Origin of the sequence: Arenibacter sp. 6A1, assembly GCF_012272855.1 — a bacterium.
GTDB lineage: Bacteria > Bacteroidota > Bacteroidia > Flavobacteriales > Flavobacteriaceae > Arenibacter.
This window is the reverse complement of the sequence record NZ_JAAXCQ010000010.1, coordinates 127915-153998: the sequence shown is the minus strand read 5'-3', so window position 1 is coordinate 153998 and position 26084 is coordinate 127915. Positions and strand designations below refer to the sequence as shown.

Here is a 26084-nt window from a genome sequence, read left to right as displayed (position 1 = left end):
TTAAAAGAAAAACTAAGATTGGTATATTTTATGCCCTCCTAGAGTCTTGGTTGCATCAGGAAGTTTTTTATCGTGTTTACATAGCTTAGAATTGTTGGAAATATATTCTGGAACAATCTCCTTCATGAGCTGTACCGTATTTTGATCAAAGAACATATTTGAGACACATAACTCGTTGATTTTTGACTTTGTATCCTCATAACAAAGTTCCCTGGATTTACTGATCATTATTTTTTTATGGTAGGTTGGCATCGTATCTTCCCCATTGGCTAATAACTCCTCATATAGCTTTTCTCCAGGTCGCAGCCCTGTAATTACAATATCGATATCTTCCGGGTATCGAAGCCCCGATAATTTGATCATATTCTTTGCCAGGTCAAAAATCTTTACGGATTCTCCCATATCAAAAATAAAGATCTCTCCTCCTTTGCCCATACCTCCAGCTTCTAAAACTAATTGTGATGCTTCAGGGATGGTCATAAAATAGCGGGTAATATCCATATGGGTTACTGTTAAAGGCCCTCCCTTTTCAATTTGTTTTTTAAATAGTGGAATTACCGATCCGTTAGACCCCAATACATTTCCAAAACGTGTGGTTATAAACTTGGTTTTATGATTTTGTTGGGCACAACTAATGTACATTTCTGCAATTCTTTTGGTAGCTCCCATAACATTGGTAGGATTGACGGCCTTATCCGTAGAAATAAAAGTAAATTTATCAACATTGTTATCCATCGATAGGTCTACGATAACTTTAGTCCCTGCCACGTTTATTTTTATGGCTTCATAAGAATTATATTCCATCAAAGGGACATGTTTGTAAGCAGCAGCGTGAAAAACCATATGGGGTTTGTATTCTTGAAAAACCCCGGTCATTCTATTTTTATCGCGAATATCGGCCACAATAGGAATGAAATTATGAAATCCGTTTTGAATCAATTCCTGTTGAAGATCATATAGGGCAGACTCCGCCTGATCGATAACAATTAACGACCGGTATTCATAGTTAGCAATCTGCCTTACCAGCTCACTCCCGATAGAACCTGCGCCGCCAGTGACAAGTATCACCTTATCCCTCAGCTCCATAGAAATTCTGTCGTTTTTAATATTGATTGGAACCCTATCCAACAAATCTTCGATCTGAACCTGTTTTATTTGAGATATCTTAAGCTCCCCATTGATCCAATTCTCAATGGGCGGCACAATTTTAACTTGAATCGGAAAATCGACCAAACCACCTACCAATTCTCGCAATCGGTTATGGCTAATATTTTGAATAGAAAAGATAACCTCGGTTATATGATTCCTTTTAATAAAATTTTCGGTCAATACATCGGGTCCATATACCGTAACTCCATTGATACTTTTACCAACTTTCTCATTGTCCTTGTCTATGTAGCCAACCACTCTAGAAACACTATTGATCTGACTAGTCAATGCATTGTGGGTAAGTACCCCAGACTCTCCTGCCCCATAGATTAACACATTCTTACTGGTTTTAAATCGCTTTAAAAGATTATAATACAGCGTTTTAAATACATATCTAGATGCCGTTAGCATCAAAAAACTTAATAAACTATGGATTATAATTATGGACAATGGCACGGTCAGGCCCTCCATTATTTGGGTTTCTCTATTTAAGATTACCATAAAAATGGTAACTATACTAGATAAACAAATAGCATTGAATATATTATAAACATCTCTAACACCTGTATGTCTTATAACTCCTTTATAAGACCCAGTAATTAAAAAGGAGACCAACCCAATCAATAAAATAATAGGCAATTGTATCAACAACATATTAACTTCGAAGTCCAAGGTTAAGTTAAACCTAATGACATAGGATAATATGAAAGTGATGGCAATTGATAACAAATCAATGACCAGAACAATCCATTTGGAGGTATTCTTTTTTACCCTATTGACTAAGTAATCTTGCATCATGGGTTAAAGTTTTTTTGGATTATTTCAATGACCCTGTTTAGATCATCCCTTTTCAGATTAGATCCGCTTGGCAGACATAAACCTCTATTAAACAAATCTTCCGAAGTTCCGTCTACAAAACTGATACAGTTATCAAAAACAGGCTGTAAATGCATTGGTTTCCATAACGGTCTAGACTCTATTTCATATTCTTGGAGCGCCAACCGAATAAGTTCTCTTATATTCTTGGAGGGGGTTAAAACACAGCTTAACCATCTATTAGAAAAAAAACCTTTAGGTTCCTTGAGAAATTCAATTTCCTTGATTTCAGACAATTGCTGCTTGTAATACTCAAAATGAGCTCTTCTAGCCGCTACCCGTTCCTCTAACACCTCCATTTGTCCTCTTCCAATTCCGGCCAGCACATTGCTTAACCTATAATTATACCCTATTTGGGAATGTTGATAATGAGGGGCATCGTCACGGGCCTGGGTCGAAAGAAAAACAGCTTTTTTCTTCAATTCTAAACTATTGGTAACTAAAGCTCCTCCGCCAGAAGTAGTGATTATTTTGTTACCGTTAAAAGAAAGTACTCCAATAGTTCCCAGCGTACCACATTTTTCCTCCCCTACTGTACTTCCTAGAGCTTCAGCACTATCTTCTAAAACCGGAATTCCGTAGTGATCGGATATTTCTCTTATTTCTGTTACTTTATAAGGCATTCCATATAAATGAACCGCAATGATGGCCTTAGGCTTTTTCCCTTTCGCAATCCTATCTTCAATAGCCTTTCTTAGTAACACAGGGGATATGTTCCAGGTATCCCTTTCACTATCCACAAAAATGGGGGTTGCCCCCAAATAACAAATAGGATTAGCAGAGGCCGAAAACGTAAAACTCTGACAAAGCACCTCATCTCCCTTACCTACTCCTAATAATGCTAACCCTAGGTGGATGGCCGCCGTACCAGAACTTAAAGCAGCAACATAAACTCCATTATCCAAATATTTCTGGATCGCAGCTTCAAACCCGTCCACGTTAGGACCAAGCGGGGCAATCCAATTAGTATCAAAAGCCTGCTGTACATAGGATTGTTCGCTGTTTCCTATATGAGGAGAAGAAAGCCATATTTTAGTCAGGGTTATCACAGAAGATTTGGTTTAGGCGTTACTACAATAAAAATAACCATCCTGTTCTAACTCCAATAAAAACAAAACTAGTATTCGTTTAAGCAATAAAAATATCGGTCAAAAACCTTTCTATCGAAGTAAATTCTAAGGAAAAACAGCAACGCTTGCTTACAATAACGCTCTATATCAACTTTTTAACAAAAGCCTCCTTAATATTGGTGCTAGAACTATAAGAAAATAACTTTTCACTTTTTTTAAAACATTCATATTATTAATAGAAAACATTTCTTCTTTATATTGAATACCCCTTAAGGAACGAACATTACTTCTTAAAATGATTCCTATCTATATTGAACAATTTAAAATATCAGTACCTATTAAACGTTATAGCCGATGATAGCTTATCTGATTATATGGAAGTTAGAAAAAACTAAACTATAGCATTTTGTTTTCCTTCTATACTTTTTAGGCCTATGTTTTTAAAAAATCTTAAAAAAAGGTGTATTTCATCGAAAACGAAAATTAAAAAGATCTAAAACCGTAATCCAAACGTTAAACCAACATTGCACAACAACTGTGCATTTCAACGAATTAAAATTGCATTTCATCGTTGATCATAATTTTAGATTATTTTTAAGAACCCAAATTATGTTTAAATTTAAATTAATTTCCTATCTTATGAAGCTTAACCTACCCAAACTCATGAGCATGCTAATTTTTGCAGCTGCGATGTTATTAAATTTTTCCTGTGCGAAGGACTCGGATTTATTAGTAGATTATGTTGTTGGCGATAACAACACTTCCATTGAAGAAGACAAAGAAGAAGAGCCTCAAGATGTCGTCATCGATTTGGAAAATGCGGTCATCACTACCAAAGAAGACAAACCTGTAACTTTTAATATTCTTAACAACTCTACTTCTAAAGGAAGCGGTAGAAGAACTTACAAAAGTTCTAGAAAACCAAGATATGGTTCCTTTACTATTCAAAAAGACAGTATTGCCCTTTACACTCCATTAAACGATTTTAATGGAACGGACGATCTTGAATTAACATTAGAGGTCACCAATGAGGACGAGTCTACTTCTGAAATAGTAGTAACAGTAGATATCACCATTGATCCCGTAACGGATGTTGTACAAGATACCATCGTTGCAACGACAGACGATCCCATCGTTATAGAGCCTTTAAAAAACGACACCTTTAAAAAGGAAAGTACTGTAACCATTACAGAAATAAGCGAACCAGCTAATGGTACTGCCGTCTTAAACAATGATAACACCATTACCTATACTCCTAAAGCCAATACATCTGGCGAAGATAACTTTACCTATACGACTTCTATTACTAACATAGACGAGACTGTAAATACAGAGCAAGGTACTATAATAGTAAGTAAAGAGGCTGTCACCGAAGTACCCCCTACTTCCGGAGATATAGATTATGGACCATTAAAAGCCTTCCCTACAGCATTCGGTGGAGGCGCCAATGTTACTGGTGGTAGAGGCGGAAGAGTGATACACGTTACCAATCTAAATGCCAGTGGTTCTGGATCTTTAAGAGAAGCCGTAGAAGCAAGTGGAAAAAGAACTATTGTGTTTGATGTTTCCGGAAATATAAATTTAGGAGGCGCAGAACTTCGAGGAAATAGTGATTTGACTATTGCTGGTCAAACAGCTCCTAAAGGAGGTATTACTTTTACCAATGGAACAATTAAATTTAGTGGCAAAAGAAATATTATAATTAGATATATGAGAGGTCGCCCCGCTGAAGCCACTTCTGGAGAGGTAAAACACGGCGATGCATTTATATTTTCTGGTTGTGATGACGTAATATTAGATCACGTTTCCGTATCCTTTGGCGGTGACCAAGCTACTACCTTAGCAGCAGAGAGCTCAACCCATTCAAGTAGAAGACATACTGTACAAAGAAGTATCTTTTCAGACTCATATACTGGTGTTCTATTAGGAGATTCTAATGCTCCTTTTGAATCAACAGACGATGTTTCATTCATTTACAATGTTGTTGTAGATATGCCACATAGAACTCCAAATGTAGGAGGAACTGGAAGCTTTGAAGTCATTAACAATGTGATTTACAACTGGAGGAATAGAGCTACTAATATCAACCAAAGCGCACCTCATCTTAATCATATTGCCAATTATTACAAAAGAGGGAGGTCTACAGAACAAAACAGTGTGGCCGCAAATGCCAATAAAGTTCAAACAAGTGCCAGCGCTTTAATCTACACCAGAAAAAATTACTATTCTGGTAATGTTCTTAAGGGTCTTGAATCTGAAAACAATGAGGTAATTTGGTCTACTTTTAGTGGTAGTAATCCGGTTCCTAGCCGATATTTTGTTGACACACAATTCCCATTAATCGGAGTGCCTGTACCAATTATGAATGCCACAGAAGCATATTCTAATGTATTGGCCGATGTTGGAGCAAACAAGTACATAGACGACAATGGTACAGTTCAGTTATATTTAGATGAATATGACACAATAAAAATTTTCAATATTAAAAATGATATCAGTACGAAGGTATATCGTGATTACTCTAGTTGGAGAATTCCTTCGCTCCCAACGAACAAAAGAGCTAGTAGCTATGATACTGATGGAGATGGAATGGCAGACGCCTGGGAGCTTGCCAATGGTTTAGATCCAAACAATCCTGATGATGCGGCAGCTGATAGAAACAATGATGGATATACTAACTTGGAAGATTTCCTTAATCAAGTAGATTTTCTATAATTAGGCCTCTAAAATAGAATTAACTATTTTCAAATAAAAAAAAGACTGTCTGCTAATAGACAGTCTTTTTTTATTTACAAGAAATAATGATTATAGCACACATCAAAATTTATTTAACGCCCTTTGTAATTCTTACATAAAGATATTGCCATAAGGTTGGATGATACCATAGTTTACTTTCTAAATCTCTTTTTACTGGCAAAATATTATCATTCATAATATCTATTAAGGCCAACTTCATACATCTAATGCCTTCAGCCAATTGCAAATAGGGATAGGTTGTGAAATTATCTTGAGAACTAATCCTTATGACGCCTTGGCGCAAAATACCTCCGGTATCAATACCAGCATCGACCAAATGCACCGTTACACCACAATTTTCCTTATCATCACTAGCCAAGGCCCAATACCCCCCATGAACTCCTCTATATTTTGGTGTGATGCCAACATGGGTGTTTACAAAGGTTGCTTTTACGCCATTAAGTATTTTTTTAGAAATAATTTCTGTACCATTGACAATGATAATATCCGGATCTAATCGTTTCAATACCTCTAAACATTCGTCAGAGTTAACAGAAGGTACGTCTATTAAAATATCTTCCTTGATGTCCTCATCAGACAATGGTAAATTCTTTTTTAATTCATTTATACGTGCTTTTGAAAAAACACTTAATAGGCGTACACAACATATTTGAAAAAGGATCTGACCAATTAATTTTGAATATCCCAATCTTTTGGCACGACGTTTTAAAAAATTCATCCTCCCTTTTGAAGTATATCCAGCCCTCAGGACATGAATGATTTCAAATTCATCCTTTAGTCCGTTATACATGAATTTTGCCGATTGTCCATGCCCTACCAACATTACGATTTTTTTATTCATGGTTTATTTGTATTTTTTCAGCAAAGCCACCCATGGTTATACTTTCAAAACCATATTGTTCGTTCAGTTTTTTATAATGAACTAAAATGTCTTCTAAAAAATTAAAATTCTCATCTTGGTTACTCCCAAAATTATGAGGGTGCCACCAAAGGTGGTATAAAAGATTGTTTTTTGCAGCGAAGGTCATGCTATCCTGAATTCGTTTTTTCCTAAAGCTTTCTACAGCCCATAAGACTGGAGCGTAAGGCCTTAAAAACCTACTAGAAGGAATATTATAGGGCTTACTTTTAGAGATATCCTCTAGGGAGTAGCAGTGATGTCCAGTTAGATTCATATAAGAATCTAATAAGCGAACCGCTTGTTTGCTTTTATATTTTAATTTGGAAACTCCCTTTTCTGCTCTATAACACCAAGCGATTTCATTTCCCCTATAAGCCAAAATCCTGTGTTCTTCACAAACTTTCAAATACTCCTCATTAAACATATTTCTAGGAAAAATAAGGCTTTTATAACCTATACCAAAATGGCTTCCTATGCTTATTGCTGACTTTATATCGCTTCTAAAATCTTCAATAGTTTGCCCCTCAGCGTTGCAGTAGTAATGAGAAAAAGTATGGGTAGCAATCTCATGGTTTGGATATTTTCTGATCAGATTAATCAAATCGGATGCATAATGATACTTATCCTCAGCCTCAGAGCCCTTAACTAGATTAAAATGCCCATTATAAGGCGATAAGTTTGGGTTTTTATATTGTGGTTTTCTTTTTGGAAAGAATTTCATTAAGCCTTCCTTATCAGAAGCAAATAAGAACCCTACGGTTGCAAAGGTTGCGGAAACATTATATTTTTCAAAAAGATCTAACATCCTTGGAATAACTTTCCATACACCCAAAATATTTTCGCCATACTCAGCTATCGTTTTTTCATCCCTCATTCCCCATAATAGCTCAAAATCTAATGAAATAACAAATTTTCCTGTATTTTTCATGGTATAATTTTCTTTTATTCCCAGTTACATATTAACATTTTGAATTTCGTGATACCAAATGGTTTTAAAAGGTAAAACCCTAACAATCCAACATTATAATTGAAGCGGTTTATTTAATCACATATCTAGTTGAACGTGGAAAGAATAGTTTCTCTTTAAAAAAGTATAGCTTCCATATCCATAAATCGTTATTGTATACAGATAAATGTAAAAGATTATTTTTATTTCTGATATAAAGTCGGCTAAAGCAACCCTTTTCTAGATTTAATACTTAAATATTCCAACCCTAAGGAAATAAGACTAAACAAATAAACGTTAGCGAATTGTATCTTTAGAAGTACCTAATGCAATTGGATGATTTTAATCCTTAACCAAAGTCATAAATCATACCTTTCGTTAACTTTTAGAAAAAATCAATTATTTAAACTTATCCAATCAACGTTATAAGATTTTGACCTAATTTATGTAAGGAACATATATCTCAAAGAGAAATTGTTTAAAATAAAATAAATTAAGACCTTTAATTTTTTAATTAGCATGCCCTTCCTTTTTTAACAAAGGAACCCCTACAACATATAAAACCGCATTGAATCATCTCCAAAAAAATATTTATCCAAAGACTTTTTGATAATATTTTAAAAGAAGATTTCTTTGTAACAGTTAGGTTTATAGATCTAAAATATAATAAATGAAAATATTAGTAACTGGCGCAGCAGGTTTTATAGGATTCCATGTCTCCCTATCTCTTATAAATAAAGGCCATCAAGTAATAGGGCTAGATAATATAAATGATTACTATGATGTTAACCTTAAATTCGCCCGTTTAAAGGAGTTAGGGATTTCAAAAGAAAATGCGGAAAAATTCGGCCAAATGAATTTCGGCAAACGAAATTCTGGTTCTTTTTCCTTTATACGTCTTAATCTAGAGGATCGCGAGGCGCTACCTCATCTATTTCATCACGAAAATTTTGACGTGGTATGCAATCTTGCCGCCCAAGCAGGAGTTCGTTACAGTCTAGAAAATCCGGAAACTTATATAGATAGTAATATCGTTGGATTTCTCAATATTTTAGAATGTTGTAGGAACTATAAAATTAAACATCTAGTTTATGCCAGTAGTTCTAGCGTTTATGGTTTAAATAGAAAAGTCCCCTTCGAAACTTCAGATAATGTAGACAACCCTATAAGCCTATATGCCGCTACTAAAAAAAGTAACGAACTTATGGCTCACACCTATAGTCATCTATATGGATTCACTACCACCGGTCTTCGATTTTTTACCGTTTATGGTCCATGGGGAAGACCAGATATGGCCATGTTTTTATTCACAGATGCCATGGTGAAAGGAAAACCAATTAAAATCTTTAATGAGGGAAAAATGGAGCGGGATTTTACCTATATTGATGATATTACAGAGGGAGTAGTTCGAGTTTTGGAAAAAGACACCGTCGAAAGGATTAAAAAAGGTGAAAATTATAAAATCTATAATATTGGTAATAACAACTGCGTCAAGCTATTGGATTTTATAGAGTGTATCGAACAAAATTTAGGTATTACAGCGAACCGAAATTTACTTCCTATGCAACCTGGTGATGTTAAAAAAACCTGGGCCAATGTTGATGATTTAATAAAAGATTACGGCTACCGTCCCAACACTTCAATAAATGAAGGGATAACAGCCTTTATAAAATGGTACAAAAAATATTACCATCTTGCTCCAAAAAAATAAAATCTACAACCATAGAAGGTTCCATAAACCCGTAACTCTGTATTTTGGAAAATTAAAGTTGAGTCATGTTTAGCCAATTCATCGGAAAATATGAGTACTTGAAACAAAAAAAAGAGGTTTAATATAAGTTATCTCCATATTTGTTTAATAATAAAGGAATAAAAAACATGAATCTAAATTCTGATTATCATATTCTTGTCACTGGAGGAGCGGGCTTCATTGGCTCTAATTTATGTGAAGCCCTCTTAAAAAATGGGAATACAGTTAGCTGTTTGGATAATTTTTCGACAGGAAAACGTGAAAACCTGGCGCATTTGCATGCCAATCCTAAATTTTCGCTTTTCGAAGGGGATATACGAAATTTGGAAGATTGTCACAAAGCTTGTAAAGGTGTTGAATACATTTTACATCAGGCCGCTTTGGGGTCTGTTCCCAGGTCTATCAATGATCCTATAACCAGTAATGATGTCAATGTATCAGGCTTCCTAAATATGTTAGTCGCCGCTAGGGATGCAAAAGCAAAACGCTTTGTTTATGCTGCAAGTTCGTCTACCTATGGAGATTCTAAAAGTTTACCAAAAACTGAGGATCACATTGGAAAACCATTATCTCCCTACGCCATTACCAAATATGTAAATGAATTATATGCCGATATATTTAGTAAAACATATGGACTAGAAACTGTTGGTTTACGCTATTTTAACGTTTTCGGCCGAAAACAGGACCCTAAGGGTGCTTATGCTGCCGTGATTCCTAAATTTGTGATGCAATTAATGAATTATGAATCTCCCGTAATTAATGGCGATGGTTCTTTTTCACGAGATTTTACGTATATAGATAATGTAATCCAAATGAATATTCGGGCCATCAGCAGTAATAATAAAGAAGCCGTTAACACCGTTTATAATGTTGCCTATGGAGAGCGAACAGATCTTAATGAATTAGTAGGATTATTAAAAGAATATTTAAGCGAATACGATTCCAAAATCGCTGAAGTACAAATCAAATATGGCCCTACAAGACAGGGCGATGTCCCTCACTCTTTGGCGTCTATTGATAAGGCTAAAACCCTATTGGGCTACGATCCCAAATACGATATAAAAAAAGGATTAAAAGAGTCCGTACATTGGTACTGGACCAATTTAAAATAAACTAAATGAATTTAACTGTTGTTGGAACTGGCTATGTTGGCCTAGTAAGTGGTACTTGTTTTGCCGAAATGGGAAACACAGTGACCTGTATTGATATCGATTCAAAAAAAATTAATAATTTAAAGAAAGGAATCATCCCCATTTACGAACCTGGTCTAGAGGCCATGGTGATGCGGAACGTTCAAAACAAAACATTACAATTTAGTACTGATTTAAGCGCACATTTAGACAAAATCGATGTCGTTATTATTGCCGTTGGCACCCCTATGGGCGATGATGGTTCTGCTGATTTGCAATATGTATTACAAGTAGCCAAGGAAATTGGGCGGCATATGACGCATCCATTGATCATAGTAGACAAATCTACCGTTCCTGTTGGCACTGCCGATAAAGTAAAAAGAACTATTCAGGAAGAACTTAATATAAGAAAGCTATCCATAGACTTTGATGTGGTGTCTAATCCCGAATTTTTAAAAGAAGGAGATGCTATTAACGATTTTATGAAACCAGATCGTGTGGTCATAGGTGTAGACAATGAGGAAGCTGCAAAAAAGATGAGAAGGCTTTATAGTCCTTTTTTTAGAAGCAGTGCAGACAGATTAATTCTGATGGATGTCCGTTCGGCAGAAATGACAAAATATGTCGCTAACGCCATGTTGGCCACTAAGATTTCCTTTATGAACGAAATTGCCAATATATGTGAATTGGTAGGTGCCGATGTGAATAAAGTTCGCATCGGGATAGGATCGGATAGCAGAATAGGATACAGTTTTATTTATCCAGGTAGCGGTTATGGGGGGTCTTGCTTTCCGAAAGATGTAAAAGCCCTAAAAAGAACCGCGGAAGAACACGGATATACTGCTAATTTGATCAGTTCTGTAGAATCAGTCAACGATAAACAAAAATTAGTCATAGCCCAAAAGGTAGTTAAGAGATTTGGAGAGGATTTAAAAGGAAAGACCTTTGCCATATGGGGCTTGGCATTTAAACCCGAGACAGATGATATGCGCGAAGCTCCAGCCATCTATACTATAAAAGAATTAACCAATCGAGGGGCAAAAATACAGGCATATGATCCAAAGGCTATGGATGAAGCCAAAGATTTTTATTTAAAAGACATTAAAAGCATTTCATATCACAGCTCTAAATATGAAACACTTCAAAATGCAGATGCCATGATTCTATTAACCGAATGGAAAGAATTCCGGTCTCCAGATTTTGAAGAGTTAAAAGTGCAATTAAAGCAGCCTATTATCTTTGATGGAAGAAACCAATACAACGATACCCAAATGGATGAACTAGGGATTGAATATTTTCAAATAGGAAAACAAACTTATAATAAATCAAATTCTAGCTCCTCTAAATTACATGAAAGAAATTTAGAGGTCGTAGCGGATAAAAAGCCTTAGATTTTTAGACATTTATATTATAGCTACTGGGAATTATAGGCCTGCCAAAATCAAATAACTTAGATACCAACCACTTTAAATTATATCAAACTATGAATACGACCAAAATTGCAATTCTAGGACTAGGTTATGTAGGTTTACCTTTGGCACGACTATTCGCTACAAAATTCCCGGTTATTGGGTTTGATATTAACGAAAAAAGAATTGATGAATTACGTTCGGGAATAGATAAAACCCTAGAGGTAGAAGATGAGCTTTTACAAGAAGTCCTTTGTGCGTCTACAGATATGACCAAGGGGCTATATTGTACCAATCGCTTAGAAGACATTGCAGATTGTAACTATTACATCATTACTGTTCCCACCCCGGTAGACAGCACTAACCGACCTATTTTAACCCCATTATACAAGGCCAGTGAAACCGTAGGAAAGGTTCTTAAAAAAGGTGATATTGTAATTTATGAATCAACGGTATACCCAGGAGTTACGGAGGAAGAGTGTGTTCCAGTTTTGGAAAATATAAGCGGACTAAAATTCAATATCGATTTTTTCGCCGGCTATTCCCCAGAACGTATCAATCCTGGAGACAAGGAACATACGGTCGAAAAAATAACGAAGGTAACCTCAGGATCTACTCCTGAAATTGGTAAAAAGGTAAATGACCTATACGCATCGGTTATTACTGCAGGCACACACTTGGCACCTACTATAAGGGTCGCAGAAGCCGCCAAGGTAATAGAAAATTCTCAACGAGATATAAATATTGCCTTTGTAAATGAACTGGCAAAAATTTTTAATTTAATGGGGATAGACACCCATGATGTATTGGAGGCTGCTGGAACCAAGTGGAACTTTTTACCTTTTAAACCTGGCTTGGTTGGAGGACACTGTATCGGTGTAGACCCTTATTATCTAGCTCAAAAAGCTCAGGAGTATGGCTATCATCCGGAAATTATTCTAGCCGGTCGAAGAATGAACGATGGGATGGGGAAATATGTAGCATCGGAAGTGGTTAAATTAATGGTACAAAATGATATTAAGGTCAAAGGATCGAATATTTTAGTTCTTGGTATAACCTTTAAGGAAAATTGCCCTGATGTACGAAATACTAAGGCCGTCGATGTTATTACTAACTTAAAAAGTTACGGTGCCCAAATTACAACCTATGATCCATGGGCATCTCCCGAGGAAGTAGCACATGAGTACAATTTAAAAACAACACAACAATTACCAAATGAAAAATTCAATGCCATTGTTTTAGCGGTTGGACATAATTCATTTCTAAACATTGACCTATCGGCAATGCTTTTAAAAAACGGGGTATTGTATGATGTAAAAAGCGTTCTAAATGGAAGAGTAAGTGCTAGGTTATAATATAAAAGCAAATTAAAATCCATTTTGTTCAATCTGCCAAAAAACTAATTTATAGATGAATACTAAATGATTCCGCTGTTTCTCAAAACAATTAATAACAAACTTATTGGTCTGGGTAAAAATCCCATTATCAGGAATATGTTATTAGTGGGATCTATCTCATTTCTCATTAAAATAGTTTCATTTTATAAAGAAACAATTGTTGCTTCATTATTTGGTCTATCAGAATTATTAGACACTTACTATATTGCCATATTAATCCCTTCCTTTATTCAAAATGTATTTATTGGATCTTTAAAAAATTTATTTATTCCCAATTATATTAATGAAATAAATACAACAAATGATAAAGGCAGTTTTCAAACTTTCACTTTTTATTCCATTACTGTACTAATTGTTATTTTAACAATTGTAGCGCTTGTCTTTTCAGAATTTTTTCTTGAATATGTTTTCCCTGGTCATAACGAGAGTTACTATAATTTAATACGTACGCAACTCTATTATGTACTACCTTGTTTATTCTTATGGGGTTATACCGGTTTTTTAAACGGATTACAAGAAATAAATAACAATTTCTTTGCTTCAACAATAGCTCAAATATTTTTACCCGTTGTCACCATTGTATGTTTGATCTTCTTTAAAGATCTTTTTGGAGAGATGGTTTTGGTTATAGGCTTACTACTGGGCAGTATAACAAGTTTTTTATACACCTTAACAACTAGTTTGCTGAACAAGATAATCATTTTAGGAGCTTTGAGAACCAATGACAACATTATTGCCATGTTCAAGCAGTACCCATCCAAGACTACTTCTGGACTACTTACGGGCATAAACCCGTTTGTAGATCAATTCTTCGCAGCTCAGTTAGTAACAGGATCGATAGCGGCTATGAATTACGGGATAAAGATTCCTGCTTTCACAGTTGGAATTCTTATGATATCAATAGGAAATGTTATATTACCACACTTTTCTAGGCTTATCAACATTGACCTAAAGAAAGCCTATTTTCAGCTTTATAAAATATTGAAAATTATATTTTTAAGTAGTTTATTAGTTACCATAGTAACCATTATTTTTTCCGAAAACATCATTCAAATTTTATTTGAACGAAACGAATTTACTTCGGAAGACACCTACATTGTTGCCAATATTCAAAAACTCGCCTTGATTTACGTACCTTTTTACCTGTGTACATTGGTTTGTGTTAAATTCTTGACCTCCATAAATGAAAATAAATTTATGGCATGGATTTCCTTTTGGAACCTACTATTAAACCTAATAATGAATTATATTTTAGTGCAATATTATGGAGTTTACGGACTTGTTTTAAGCACAACCATAGTTTACATTATTTGTAGCTTCATATACGTTTACTACACGTATACTTTATTCAAAAAAAATAGTATTAGTAATTAAATACTAAGGATATGAAAATCGATTTTATAGTAAGTTCTTTGATTGGGGGAGGCGCTGAACGTGTACTAGTTCTTCTCGCAGCCCATCTTCTACAAAAAGGACATAGTGTATCCATAATTACATTTAATAAAGGAGAAGACTTTGAAATCGACCCTGGCATCCAAAGAATTCGCCTTCACGATGGAGGAATAAAAAATCACACACTTCGAAGCCTCAATAATTTATTTAAATACTATAAAGTAAAAATTAACCGTCCCGAAATCGCAATATCCTTTATTACGGCCACCAATCTTATTGCCATCGTAGTTGCAAAATACTTCAAAATACCCATAATATGTTCAGAGCATATCAACCACTTGCAAAAAGGGAATTATATAACCAAGTTCACCCGTTCTATTGCCTATAGATTTGCGGATAGAGTCACTGTATTAACTACCTTTGATAAACCTTATTATGAAAAAAAAGGGATAAAGGTAACCGTTATGCCAAACCCATGTACTTTTTCACCCATAAAAACTTACAACCCAAAAAGAGATAAAATTCTTTTAGCCATAGGTAATTTAGACCGATATTATCATAAAGGCTTTGATAATTTAATTCAACTGATACATCCTGTTTTAAAAAGCAACAAGGATTGGAAATTAAAAATTATCGGAAGTGGTGACGACGGTATGCAGTTTTTAAAAAAAAAGGTCGAGCAATTGCTAATGACCGATCAGATAATCTTTACTGGTTTCCAATCTGATATAAATTCAATCTTAACAAAATCCCAAATATTCATTCTCTCCTCTCGTTTTGAAGGTTTGCCCATGGTGCTTTTAGAAGCCATGTCGCAAGGAGTCACCTGTATCGCCTTTGATTGTGTTTCAGGGCCATCCGATATAATTCAACAGGGAGAAAACGGTCTTTTAATTGAAAACCAGAACCAAAATGCCATGGCCGATGGTATTGGTACCTTAATTAATAATAAAGAATTAAGAACAACATTGGCCCAAAACGCCATTACCAGTATAGATCAATACCACATCGACAGAATCATTACAAAATGGGAAGACTTGTTTAATGTTTTAAAAATATAAATGAAAAAGCTAGGCATCATTTTTTTTCTCTATGGTTTTATTGTTAGTATCCTGAATATTCAACAATTTTTAACCCATTATATATCAACAGGTGTAGGACAAAGCTTTGCATATCTAAATTTAGTTTTGCTCGTTTTAGGGTCGTTAATCTTTTTAAAAGAAGATGGGGTGTACTCAACTACAGCTAAAACCTGGATATTTTTTTATATCACGTATTATGCTTTTGGCTTAGTAGCAAGCATTACTTTTGACAGGCTCGATTATATTCCTCAGACCATTGTTCCGGTAGTTTATTTTTTTGGTTTCTTCATTTTTTTAAAAACAAAAAAAAACCAAAAGATATTTTTTAACACCTTATTAGTAACCTTATTCATTTCTTCAGTTTTTTTGGTTGTATTTTATCATATAGGGTATGATGTTGGATCTTTTGGACCTAAAAAATATGGTATTGACAGAGCCGAAGGGCTTTTTGGAGATGCCAATAACAGTGCGCTTATTGCCATTATAACCTATATTCTGTTTCATAAATTTTACAATCCTAAGCTATACCTTATAAAATTTATGGTATTAGTTTTTATAGCGTATTCGATATTTTTAACATTCTCTACTACTGGTTTGTTCATTTTCGTTTTAGTAAATCTCTTAATAAACTATAAGTTTTTTACTAAGGAAAAAATATTTATCGCCCTTTTCCTTCTCCCTATATTATATTTTGTAATTATTAACTTAACTCAGATTGCAAGTAGTTTTAATTTGAGGGAAGCTCAATATTTAAAAGTTAAGAATTTAGAGAATCTACTCACCTTTAACTTAGAAGAAGTAGACAGCTCAGGAAGGACCGGTCTATTAAATACCCTATTGAATTTTGTGTATGAGAATCCTTTTATCGGAAATGGAATTGGATTTGGAAATACTATGCGTGGCCATAATACTATTGTGGGCATTTGGGCCGATGCGGGAATCGTCCCCCTTATAGCCTTCTTTATTTTATTAGGAGTCTATTTCAACAAAATAATAAGGTCTTCTGCCGATAAAAGATATTATATTCTTGCTGTTTTCCTTACATTTCTAATATTTATGACCAGTTTACAAACGGTTATCAACCAACCGTATATCGTTTGTATATTTATTTATTTAGGCTATGTTTTAGATGAAGAATAGCAGTTAAAAACTTGGTAATAAAAATCCTTTTATTTTAATAGCCTTATTATCAATCAAAAAACCAACGTTATGAAAAAGATCATTAAACATATTTATAATGAGTCCAATATTGGATATTACCTAATTGAGCCTTTTTTAAAAACATATTACTTCCTTAAATACAGAACTAGCTCGGACAAGGCTTTTTTAAAAAAACAATTTAAAAACAATTTTGGATACCCAATCAACTTAGATCATCCGAAAACTTTAAATGAAAAAATTCTGTGGTTAAAATTAAATGACAGAACCCGTTTACATACCATATCTGCTGACAAGTTCGCTGTACGGGATTATATTAAAGAAAAAATTGGAAATGAATATCTTATTCCTATTTCCTTTATGACTAAAAATGTGAACGATATCACTCCAATGAATTTACCTGATTATCCTTGTATCATCAAAACCAATCATGATAGCGGAGGTGGGATTTTTGTTAGGGACAAAAAAAAACTCAACTACACAGAAACTAAAAAGTTGCTCAAAAGGCGTTTATCTAGGAACTATTATTACGCCAAAAAGGAATGGCAATACAAAGATATTGAACCCTGTATCATAGTAGAAAAATTGCTTACCACTCCTGATGGTAGCATTCCTGCTGACTACAAATTCCATTGTTTTAATGGTAAGCTTGCATACATTCAAGTCGATTTGGATAGAGCTACCGACCATAAAAGAAACCACTATGATCCGGATTGGAATTTCTTAGATTTTAAGTGGATTTATGAAAATGGAAATCAGGTTGAAAGACCGGAAAGTTTAGAAAAAATGAAAGCTCTATCTGAAAAAATCGCTGAAGATTTTATTTATGTAAGAGTCGATTTGTACACCATAGATTCTAAAATATATTTTGGAGAATTAACTTTTCATTCAGAATCTGGATTAGGCAAATTTACGCCTGAAGTTTGGGACAAGAAATTAGGTGAAAAATTAGCCTTACCTCTATAATAACAAGCCGCTATAACCAAGAACGAATTTATCAGCAACCATATTTTTATATGATCAAACGTAAATTAAAAATAGTTTTTATTATTCCTTCTCTAAAAGCTGGAGGTGCGGAACGGGTAATGTCGTATGTAGCACAACATATAGATAGAACTATCTTTAATGTTACCCTTTTGGTTATTGGTTACAAAAAAGATTGCCAATATGAAGTCGACAATATTAAAGTTGTTTTTTTGAATAAACCCAGAGTCCTAAAATCTATTCCAAATCTCTTTGTCTTTTTATTTAAAAATTCCCCTGATATCGCCATAAGTGCGATAGGACATTTAAATACGGTAATGGGCTTATTATCTATATTTTTCCCTACATCTAAATTTGTTGCACGGGAAGTTAATGTAAATAGTGTTTTAAAAGAGTACTCCGAAAATAAACCTATAAAATGCTTTAGTCTTCTTTCCCTAATCAGTAAAAAACTAATAGATAAAATAGTTTGCCAGTCTAATGATATGGCCAAGGACATGGTTCTTAACTTTAAGGTTAATCCAGATAAAATTATAGTTATTAATAACCCAATTACGGATAGTTTTAAGGTAAAAAAAGAGGATCATTCACTTCCTAGAGTTTTTTTTAAATTTATTACTATTGGAAGATTAGCAAAACAAAAGGGACATCTTAGAATATTAGAAGTATTAAAAGAATTAGATTTCCCCTTTCACTATACCATTATTGGTGATGGTCCTGAAAAGGAAAATATTTTTGACACAGCAAAAAAATATGGGCTATCGAATTATATTACCCATATTCCATACACCAAAAATGTTGAAGAATACTTAGCACAAAGCGATGTATTTTTACAAGGCTCTTATGTTGAAGGGTTTCCAAATGCTCTTTTAGAGAGCTGTGCGGTAGGCACTCCGGTTATCGCTTTCCAAGCACCAGGAGGAATAGATGAAATTATAACAGATGGCCTAAATGGATTTATCGCCGACTCTACAGTTGATTACGTTAATAAAATTAAATTATTAACCCAAAATTACCAAAACTGGAAGCCAAGTGTTGTGCGCAATTCTATATATAATAAATATAATTCAAATAAGATTCTAAAGGAATATGAAAATCTATTTGTCGAAATTTTGAATTAAATGTATCCAAAAAGAATTTTACATGTATTAACTTCTATGACCCGGGGAGGCGCCGAAAATATGGTTATGAATTATTACCGTGCCATAGATAGAACTAAGGTACAATTTGATTTTCTTTTACACAGAGATGAAAAGTCGGCTTTTGAAGACGAGATAATATCCTTAGGTGGGAAAATATATAAAATCCCTCCTATAACTCCAAAAAATTACTTTTTGCACCAAAAAGTATTAAACACCTTTTTTAAAAATCACCCTGAGTATCAAATTGTTCATTCACATCTAAACGCTTTAAGCTATTTTATTCTAAAAGCCTCAAAAAAAAGAGCAATCCCAATAAGAATAGCACATTCCCACACATCGATTGAACCATTTTATAAAAAAATATTTATTAAAAATACTGATTTAAAGACCACTGTTAAGGATACCATTCAATCAATTATAAGATATAAGGTACCCAAATATGCCACTCATTACTATTCTTGTGGTATCAAGGCTGGCAAATGGTTGTTTGGCTCGAAAAATAAAGAGGTAACCGTTATAAATAATGCTATTAATGCCTCGTTATTTACCTATGATCCTATAAAATCGTTAAAGGCAAAAAAAACTCTTAATATCAATGGAAAAATAGCAATCGGTCATGTCGGCAATTTTGTAGAGGCAAAAAATCATAGTTTTATAATTAAAATATTTCATGAATTACTTTTAATAAAAAATAATTTCGTCCTAGTATTAGTAGGTTACGGATATTATGGATCTAAAATAGAAAAGGAAGTTATAGCCTTAAAACTTGAACAGAATATATGTTATTTAGGCGTACGCGAAGATATTCCTAATATTTTACAGGCCTTCGATTTATTTTTATTTCCTTCATTGTACGAAGGTTTACCTGTTACCTTAATTGAGGCTCAGGCATCCGGATTAAAAATAATAGCCTCCGACACTATTACTAAAGAGGTAGCTATCACTGAGCTCATTACTTTTTGTAGCCTGCGAAAATCCGAAAAAGAATGGGCTGAACTAATTATAAAGAATTTAGAATACACACGTAGAAATACTTTCCAAGAAATTGTCGATGGCAACTATGACATATTTCAAAATTCGGAAAAATTACAGGAATTTTATTTAAACCAACCAACATGTGCGGAATCAATGGATTTATAATTAAAACCAACCAAGCAAACCAACATTTAGCCCAAGATGTAAATGACATGAATAACCTCATTACACATCGTGGGCCAGATGATGACGGCGTCTTTACCCATCACAATGATAGATTCAGCATCGGCATGGGTATGAGACGATTATCTATTATAGATTTAAGCTTAGGAAAACAACCAATATTTTCTGAAGACAAACAACTAGTTATCGTCTTTAACGGTGAAATCTACAACTATTTAGATCTAAAAAATAAATTACAACAAAACGGAGTTCAATTCCTAACCAATAGTGATACCGAAGTAATTCTAAAATTATATGAACATGAAGGGGTATCATCGTTCAAAAAGTTAGACGGCATGTTCGCTTTTAGTATTTATGATAAAAAAAGAAACAAGCTTTTTATTGCCAGAGATTTTTTTGGTGAAAAACCTTTGTACTACACCTCTCATAATGATCAATTCGTTTGGGGGTCGGAACTAAAATCGGTGATAAATAAGCTTAAGTTGAAACCCGAAATTGACAAAAAAGGATTAAACCTTTTTTTTAGGCTTACTTACATTCCTGCTCCATTTACAATTTATAATGGTGTTTATAAACTAGAGGCCAATCATTATTTATCATACGACCTACTTACTCATGAATTCGTAATCATCCCGATTGAAAAACCTTCCAAAATCGTTCAAAATAAGAACTACTCCCTAAAAACTGCAAAAAAAGAAGTTAAAGAATTAGTATACGAAACGGTTTCAAGTAGATCTATTTCAGATGTGCCTTTAGGGACATTCTTATCTGGTGGTGTAGACTCATCCATTGTTTCTTTATGTTTGGCACAAGGGAAAACGTCTCCTATAGATACATTTTCAATTGGCTTCGAAAAAAAGGCCTACGATGAGACCGATAAGTCTAGAGTTGTTGCAAAACTTATCGGGAGCAACCATCATGAATTCGTAATTGGAGAAAAAGATATTCAAAAAAATATTGAAGAAATCCTTTTAAACTTTGACGAACCCTTTGCCGACTCCTCGAGTTTGCCGACCTATCTTGTTTCCAACAGAACAAGTGATTATGTAAAAGTTGCATTGACCGGTGATGGAGGCGATGAAGTCTTTGGTGGTTACAACAAATATTATATGGGAAAAATGAATAACTATTATTCAAAATTTATTCCAGAGCCGTTTCATAATTTTATATCCACTATCAGTTCCCCAATTTTAAAAACAAAAAGCGATAAAAGAAAACATTTATTCAAGTTAGAACGATTATTAAACTCTATTAATTACAACGGGCAGTATTATTGGGATATTATTTCCCTTGGATATACCAAAAATAGCCTTCACCAATTCTTATTACCTGCTTTTTTGGAAGATAATATCTTTGAATGGTATAAAAACAAAACCGGAATAGCGAATCCTACAAGTTTATCAGATTTTAGAACAATTGATAAGCATATAAGTCTAGAGGGTGATATGCTTGTAAAAGTTGATAGAACTAGCATGCTTAATTCCTTGGAATGTAGGGCACCATTTTTAAATAAAACACTATGGAATTATACCAATTCTCTTCCTGAAAGTTTATTGCTCAAGGGTTGGAATAAAAAATATATTTTAAAAGAAGCATTTAAGGACCAGTTTGACGACGGCTTTTTAGATAAAAGCAAAAGTGGATTTGGAGCACCTGTCGGAGATTGGTTAAGATCCTCATTAAAATCTGAATTGGAAAGCTATATAGATACCAATAAACTAGAGAATCAAGGTATTTTTAATATTGATGCCACAAGAGAATTAATATTTAATCACTTGAATGCTAAAGCAGATAATACATTTAAGGTATGGACATTTTATTGTTTCCAAAAGTGGTACTATAATACTTACCAAAATCTTTAAAATGAAAAAAAAACTCATAAGAATCACCACCGTTCCCGCTTCCCTTGGAGGACTACTCACTGGTCAACTCAAATACGTGTCCGGGAATTATGAGGTGGTCGGTATTGCTTCCTATGAGAATGGATTATTGGACAAAATAGGGAAACAAGAAGATATACGGGTGATTCCCGTAGAAATGACACGAACCATATCTCCCCTGAAAGATTTAAAAGCCACCTGGCAAATTTATAAAATCTTAAAAAAGGAAAAACCCTTTATGGTCCATACCCATACTCCAAAAGCAGGCACCCTAGGAATGTTTGCTGCATTTTTGGCCAGAGTACCTCATCGCATGCATACAATAGCCGGAATGCCTCTATTAGAGGCTAGAGGCAGTAAAAGATTATTGTTAGACTTCGTTGAAAAACTTACCTATTCCTGCGCTACCATGATTTACCCGAATTCTTTTGGTTTAAAAGACATTATAATACAAAATAAATATACCACCCCAAATAAATTAAAGGTTATTGGCAACGGTAGTTCTAATGGTATTGACACCAATCAATTTGACCCTAATATTGTTAGTAAAACTGAAAAAGATAAACTCCGCAAATCATTGAGCATTAGTTTAAATGACATCGTCTATGTTTTTGTTGGCCGCATGGTTACCGATAAAGGAGTAAATGAATTGGTGAGCGCCTTTTCTAAGCTAAATACTTCTTATCAAAACACCAAATTAATACTGGTAGGCCCGTATGAAAAAGAACTTGACCCCTTGTGGAAAGATACAGATAAAATGATTTCATCCAATCCCAATATAATAGGAGTAGGATACCAACCAGACGTACGTCCATATTTTGCTATTTCCGATGCATTAACTTTTCCTAGTTATAGGGAAGGATTTCCTAATGTGGTGATGCAAGCTGGGGCAATGGGAGTACCGTCTATTGTTTCGGATATTAATGGTTGTAATGAAATCGTAGAAGAAGGATTAAATGGATTTATTGTTCCCCCTAAAAATGTTGAGAAATTAGCAGACGCCATGGAATTACTTTATAAGAGGAAAAAAGAAAATATTTCATTTGATAAAAATAAAATCCGAGAGATGATCGCCAATAAATATGATAGGCAAACTATTTGGAAGGAAGTTTTAAAGGAGTACAACTCCCTAACGTAATTGTAAAAATCTAGAATAGTTACCCAATAAAACTTACTCCTAATTTTTGTTTTAGAAAAATACACCTTTTTAAATTCATACATTAACTTAAAAGACATAAGCTTTCATGATGCATTCTAAAATCAATAGTAGTATCAACTGGGCCATCCTTTGTACGGGTTGGGGTCGAAACGCTACGGATTTAATTGAAGCTTATGTGAATGGTGCATTAAAAGCCTCTAAAATAAAGCTGGTTATCTTTGAAAGCGAACCCTGTGGAGCCGCAGAAATTGCTAAAAAACATGGAATACCAACACTTCAAATTAAGCGTAAAGATTTTTCGACCTCCTCTGACTATCAACAAAACATAATCAATGTTTTACAGAATTGCCAAATAGACTATATTTTCTTGCTAAATTACAAGTACCTCATTCAAAAAGAGATGCTCTTAGCATTTCCTAATAGGATTTTAAATATCCATCCTTCTTTATTCCCTAGTTTTTTAGGTACTAAAACTGCCATACAAGACGCTATTGCTTATGGCGTTAAAATCACAGGAATCACTACCCACATTATTGACGATGAGTATGATAAAGGAATTATTATTTATCAACACCCCATAAAAGTAGGCGCTAAAGACACTTTTGATTCCCTTTATCCAAAGTTTGTAAAAAAGGGAAAAAAAATAATCTTAAAAACCATCCGAAAAATCGAAAAGAACAATTAAACCCAGAATAGTTGTTTAACAAAAACGCTTTCTTTCCTTCAAAGAATTATTAGGATTGCACACCCAAGACACCTCTTAACAAGAACAATCTTTAATTCATCGGAATTAATCTACCACAGCGATAATTTCCTTTAAATTACTCTATAGTACATACTATTAAAAGGCACAAACATCCACATTCTGACCACTTATGTATGAACGATACTTTAAAAGAATTATAGATCTTTTTCTGTCTACAATTGGATTCCTAATCATTTTGCCGCTATCTTTTGTTATTTTTCTAGTACTGTATTTTACCAACGATAGAAAACCAATTTTTTTACAGCCTAGGCCTGGCAAAAACGAGAAAAATTTTAACATCCTTAAAATTAAAACCATGAGCGATGAAAAGGTTTTGCAAGGAAAACTACTTCCCTATGAAATATCAAATCACCAAATTTTGTGCCTTTTCACGAAAAACGTCTTTAGATGAAAATTTTAATCCTATTACCCAACAATGAAATGGGTGGGGCAGAACAATACTTAAAGATGGTTGCCTCCTACTACAAACAAGATATAGTTGAAGTTTTCTTTTTACAAACTAGTATGAAGAATTTATGGGAAAACGCCGAAAAACATATCCACCTTAATTTCCCAAAAAACAATTACAAACTCGCCAATATAATTAAGTTTCTTTTTCATCCTAAGCATAGGATTTATAAAACCTATGATTACATCTTCACTTCCCATGTGTATACAACTGGTATAATAGGCATTATGTTGCAATTAAATTTGATACGCAAATTCAATTTCGTGGCAAGAGAATCTACCTCAACTTTTATTAGATTTAAAGGAATAAAACTTTTAAGATATAAGTTATTTTATTGGTTAGGATATAAGAAAGTTGATTTACTTATTTGTCAAACTTATTTTATGAAAGATCAACTTATTAAAGGCTTTCCTAAATTGGTATATTTAACGAACATACAAGTAATCTCTAACCCTATTGATAATTCCTTAATTAAAGGAGTCCATAACAAACCCTTTAACCTTAAATTGCCAAAAAAATATATTGTTTCTGCTGGTAGATTGATATATGAAAAGGGATATGATATTTTAATAAATTCCTTTTATCTCCTGAAACAAAATTATCCTGAACTAAAATTGATTATTTTGGGCGATGGTGATTTACGGAATCAATTAATAAGTCAAGCCGCATCACTAAATCTTCAAAATGATGTAATTTTCAAAGGATTTGTCCCAAATGTATACCCTTTCTTTAAAAATGCCTCTGTTTGTGTAGTATCCTCACGAGTCGAGGGTTTTCCAAATGTTTTGCTACAAATGATGTCTCAGAATTCAAAAGTAGTTTCGACAATTTGCGCTGGAGGAATCATTGATATTCCTAGCATACAATTTTCTGAAACAAATAATCAAGATTCTCTTGAGAAAGCTTTGATAACTTCACTAGAATCAACTACCAACAACCGTGAACTTTTTGATCGTTATTTAACCAAAAGAGATATTTCCTTGTTTATGAATTATATCCATGAATTACTTGAAAATTAATTAACAAATCATTACAATAATAACCATAAAACATTTATCGGCAGATGGCGTTCAACAATTATAATTAGTACTTTGAATTTTAAAACTTCTTTAGTTTCGAGAAAGAAAGGTGCCTTACATTAAAAAGAGTAGAACCTACATCTTACGAACATCCTTTTATTAACCGAACAATTTTCGTCACCGAAACCGCCATACAAGACGCTATTGCTTATGGCGTTAAAATCACAGGAATCACTACCCACATTATTGACGATGTGTATGATAAAGGAATTATTATTTATCAACACCCCATAAAAGTAGGCGCTAAAGACACTTTTGATTCCCTATATCCAAAGTTTGTAAAAAAGGGAAAAAAAATAATCTTAAAAACCATCCGAAAAATCGAAAAGAACAATTAAACCTCGAATAGTTGTTTAACAAAAACGCTTTCTTTCCTTCAAAGAATTATTAGGATTGCACACCGAAGACACCACTTATCAAGAACAATCTATAATTCATCGGAATTAATCTA

Annotated in this window: 21 protein-coding genes; 17 read left to right on the top strand and 4 right to left on the bottom strand. The window is 33.8% G+C overall.

Annotation, left to right across the window (positions count from 1 at the left end; translation table 11 throughout):
* Positions 1–12: 12 nt before the first annotated feature.
* Both HCG49_RS11155 and HCG49_RS11150 read right to left on the bottom strand, forming a co-directional pair.
* On the bottom strand, positions 13–1947 hold the full coding sequence (locus tag HCG49_RS11155; RefSeq protein WP_168469613.1) for a polysaccharide biosynthesis protein: 1935 nt from the start codon (positions 1945–1947) through the stop codon (positions 13–15).
* Positions 1944–3074, bottom strand: coding sequence for a DegT/DnrJ/EryC1/StrS family aminotransferase (locus HCG49_RS11150; RefSeq protein ID WP_317167496.1), 1131 nt, complete (start codon positions 3072–3074; stop codon positions 1944–1946). Before HCG49_RS11150 ends, HCG49_RS11155 begins: the two co-directional genes overlap by 4 nt.
* Before the next feature lie 660 nt (positions 3075–3734).
* Here HCG49_RS11150 and HCG49_RS11145 point away from each other — a divergent pair.
* On the top strand, positions 3735–5810 hold the full coding sequence (locus tag HCG49_RS11145) for an Ig-like domain-containing protein (protein WP_205764386.1): 2076 nt from the start codon (positions 3735–3737) through the stop codon (positions 5808–5810).
* 109 nt (positions 5811–5919) lie between these two features.
* Here the strand turns inward: HCG49_RS11145 and HCG49_RS11140 are convergent, their stop codons facing one another.
* Both HCG49_RS11140 and HCG49_RS11135 read right to left on the bottom strand, forming a co-directional pair.
* A complete protein-coding gene (locus HCG49_RS11140) occupies positions 5920–6693 on the bottom strand; it encodes a formyl transferase (RefSeq protein WP_168469612.1) in 774 nt (257 codons plus the stop codon).
* Positions 6686–7681 (bottom strand): polysaccharide deacetylase family protein, encoded by a 996-nt coding sequence (locus HCG49_RS11135; RefSeq protein WP_168469611.1) that lies wholly within the window; start codon positions 7679–7681, stop codon positions 6686–6688. Before HCG49_RS11135 ends, HCG49_RS11140 begins: the two co-directional genes overlap by 8 nt.
* Positions 7682–8369: 688 nt before the next feature.
* Here HCG49_RS11135 and HCG49_RS11130 point away from each other — a divergent pair.
* The 16 genes from HCG49_RS11130 to HCG49_RS11055 all read left to right on the top strand — a co-directional run bounded on the left by HCG49_RS11130 (position 8370) and on the right by HCG49_RS11055 (position 25971).
* Positions 8370–9410, top strand: a complete 1041-nt coding sequence (locus HCG49_RS11130; protein WP_168469610.1) for an NAD-dependent epimerase — start codon at positions 8370–8372, stop codon at positions 9408–9410.
* A 167-nt stretch (positions 9411–9577) separates the two neighbouring features.
* The gene (locus HCG49_RS11125) at positions 9578–10561 is read left to right on the top strand and encodes an SDR family oxidoreductase (protein WP_168469609.1); all 984 of its coding nucleotides are present in this window, start codon (positions 9578–9580) and stop codon (positions 10559–10561) included.
* A gap of 5 nt (positions 10562–10566) precedes the next feature.
* Positions 10567–11970: a UDP-glucose dehydrogenase family protein gene (locus HCG49_RS11120; RefSeq protein ID WP_168469608.1), complete on the top strand. Its 1404-nt coding sequence runs from the start codon at positions 10567–10569 to the stop codon at positions 11968–11970.
* A 92-nt stretch (positions 11971–12062) separates the two neighbouring features.
* Complete coding sequence (locus HCG49_RS11115) at positions 12063–13343, top strand: nucleotide sugar dehydrogenase (RefSeq protein ID WP_168469607.1); 1281 nt, start codon at positions 12063–12065, stop codon at positions 13341–13343.
* A gap of 66 nt (positions 13344–13409) precedes the next feature.
* Positions 13410–14759 carry a murein biosynthesis integral membrane protein MurJ gene (murJ, locus tag HCG49_RS11110; RefSeq protein ID WP_168469606.1) on the top strand — a complete coding sequence of 450 codons (1350 nt, stop codon included), beginning with the start codon at positions 13410–13412 and terminating at the stop codon, positions 14757–14759.
* Positions 14760–14770: 11 nt separating this feature from the next.
* A complete protein-coding gene (locus HCG49_RS11105) occupies positions 14771–15838 on the top strand; it encodes a glycosyltransferase family 4 protein (RefSeq protein ID WP_168469605.1) in 1068 nt (355 codons plus the stop codon).
* Positions 15839–16999, top strand: coding sequence for an O-antigen ligase family protein (locus tag HCG49_RS11100; RefSeq protein WP_168469604.1), 1161 nt, complete (start codon positions 15839–15841; stop codon positions 16997–16999).
* Positions 17000–17068: 69 nt separating this feature from the next.
* Complete coding sequence (locus HCG49_RS11095; protein WP_168469603.1) at positions 17069–17983, top strand: ATP-grasp fold amidoligase family protein; 915 nt, start codon at positions 17069–17071, stop codon at positions 17981–17983.
* A gap of 50 nt (positions 17984–18033) precedes the next feature.
* On the top strand, positions 18034–19122 hold the full coding sequence (locus tag HCG49_RS11090) for a glycosyltransferase (RefSeq protein ID WP_168469602.1): 1089 nt from the start codon (positions 18034–18036) through the stop codon (positions 19120–19122).
* On the top strand, positions 19123–20283 hold the full coding sequence (locus HCG49_RS11085; protein WP_168469601.1) for a glycosyltransferase family 1 protein: 1161 nt from the start codon (positions 19123–19125) through the stop codon (positions 20281–20283).
* Entirely contained in the window at positions 20259–22163 is a 1905-nt protein-coding gene (gene asnB, locus HCG49_RS11080) for an asparagine synthase (glutamine-hydrolyzing) (protein ID WP_168469600.1), read from the top strand. The genes HCG49_RS11085 and asnB overlap by 25 nt, the downstream gene beginning before the upstream one ends.
* A gap of 1 nt (position 22164) precedes the next feature.
* Positions 22165–23319, top strand: a complete 1155-nt coding sequence (locus HCG49_RS11075; protein ID WP_168469599.1) for a glycosyltransferase family 4 protein — start codon at positions 22165–22167, stop codon at positions 23317–23319.
* Between the two features lie 106 nt (positions 23320–23425).
* Positions 23426–24025 (top strand): formyltransferase family protein, encoded by a 600-nt coding sequence (locus tag HCG49_RS11070; RefSeq protein ID WP_240938684.1) that lies wholly within the window; start codon positions 23426–23428, stop codon positions 24023–24025.
* Between the two features lie 190 nt (positions 24026–24215).
* Positions 24216–24497 carry a sugar transferase gene (locus tag HCG49_RS18830; RefSeq protein ID WP_168469598.1) on the top strand — a complete coding sequence of 94 codons (282 nt, stop codon included), beginning with the start codon at positions 24216–24218 and terminating at the stop codon, positions 24495–24497.
* Positions 24494–25573, top strand: coding sequence for a glycosyltransferase (locus HCG49_RS11060; protein ID WP_168469597.1), 1080 nt, complete (start codon positions 24494–24496; stop codon positions 25571–25573). The genes HCG49_RS18830 and HCG49_RS11060 overlap by 4 nt, the downstream gene beginning before the upstream one ends.
* A gap of 158 nt (positions 25574–25731) precedes the next feature.
* Entirely contained in the window at positions 25732–25971 is a 240-nt protein-coding gene (locus HCG49_RS11055; protein WP_168469636.1) for a formyltransferase family protein, read from the top strand.
* Positions 25972–26084 lie beyond the last annotated feature (113 nt).

What these genes read in the sequence shown, in the direction of transcription:
- HCG49_RS11140 (WP_168469612.1), bottom strand. Translation starts at nt 6,693, where the DNA reads ATGAATAAAAAAATCGTAATGTTGGTAGGGCATGGACAATCGGCAAAA.
- HCG49_RS11155 (WP_168469613.1), bottom strand. Translation starts at nt 1,947, where the DNA reads ATGATGCAAGATTACTTAGTCAATAGGGTAAAAAAGAATACCTCCAAA.
- asnB (WP_168469600.1), top strand. Translation starts at nt 20,259, where the DNA reads ATGTGCGGAATCAATGGATTTATAATTAAAACCAACCAAGCAAACCAA.
- murJ (WP_168469606.1), top strand. Translation starts at nt 13,410, where the DNA reads ATGATTCCGCTGTTTCTCAAAACAATTAATAACAAACTTATTGGTCTG.
- HCG49_RS11120 (WP_168469608.1), top strand. Translation starts at nt 10,567, where the DNA reads ATGAATTTAACTGTTGTTGGAACTGGCTATGTTGGCCTAGTAAGTGGT.
- HCG49_RS11060 (WP_168469597.1), top strand. Translation starts at nt 24,494, where the DNA reads ATGAAAATTTTAATCCTATTACCCAACAATGAAATGGGTGGGGCAGAA.
- HCG49_RS11100 (WP_168469604.1), top strand. Translation starts at nt 15,839, where the DNA reads ATGAAAAAGCTAGGCATCATTTTTTTTCTCTATGGTTTTATTGTTAGT.
- HCG49_RS11135 (WP_168469611.1), bottom strand. Translation starts at nt 7,681, where the DNA reads ATGAAAAATACAGGAAAATTTGTTATTTCATTAGATTTTGAGCTATTA.
- HCG49_RS11125 (WP_168469609.1), top strand. Translation starts at nt 9,578, where the DNA reads ATGAATCTAAATTCTGATTATCATATTCTTGTCACTGGAGGAGCGGGC.
- HCG49_RS11145 (WP_205764386.1), top strand. Translation starts at nt 3,735, where the DNA reads ATGAAGCTTAACCTACCCAAACTCATGAGCATGCTAATTTTTGCAGCT.
- HCG49_RS11090 (WP_168469602.1), top strand. Translation starts at nt 18,034, where the DNA reads ATGATCAAACGTAAATTAAAAATAGTTTTTATTATTCCTTCTCTAAAA.
- HCG49_RS11070 (WP_240938684.1), top strand. Translation starts at nt 23,426, where the DNA reads ATGATGCATTCTAAAATCAATAGTAGTATCAACTGGGCCATCCTTTGT.
- HCG49_RS11095 (WP_168469603.1), top strand. Translation starts at nt 17,069, where the DNA reads ATGAAAAAGATCATTAAACATATTTATAATGAGTCCAATATTGGATAT.
- HCG49_RS11105 (WP_168469605.1), top strand. Translation starts at nt 14,771, where the DNA reads ATGAAAATCGATTTTATAGTAAGTTCTTTGATTGGGGGAGGCGCTGAA.
- HCG49_RS11075 (WP_168469599.1), top strand. Translation starts at nt 22,165, where the DNA reads ATGAAAAAAAAACTCATAAGAATCACCACCGTTCCCGCTTCCCTTGGA.
- HCG49_RS11130 (WP_168469610.1), top strand. Translation starts at nt 8,370, where the DNA reads ATGAAAATATTAGTAACTGGCGCAGCAGGTTTTATAGGATTCCATGTC.
- HCG49_RS11115 (WP_168469607.1), top strand. Translation starts at nt 12,063, where the DNA reads ATGAATACGACCAAAATTGCAATTCTAGGACTAGGTTATGTAGGTTTA.
- HCG49_RS11085 (WP_168469601.1), top strand. Translation starts at nt 19,123, where the DNA reads ATGTATCCAAAAAGAATTTTACATGTATTAACTTCTATGACCCGGGGA.
- HCG49_RS18830 (WP_168469598.1), top strand. Translation starts at nt 24,216, where the DNA reads ATGTATGAACGATACTTTAAAAGAATTATAGATCTTTTTCTGTCTACA.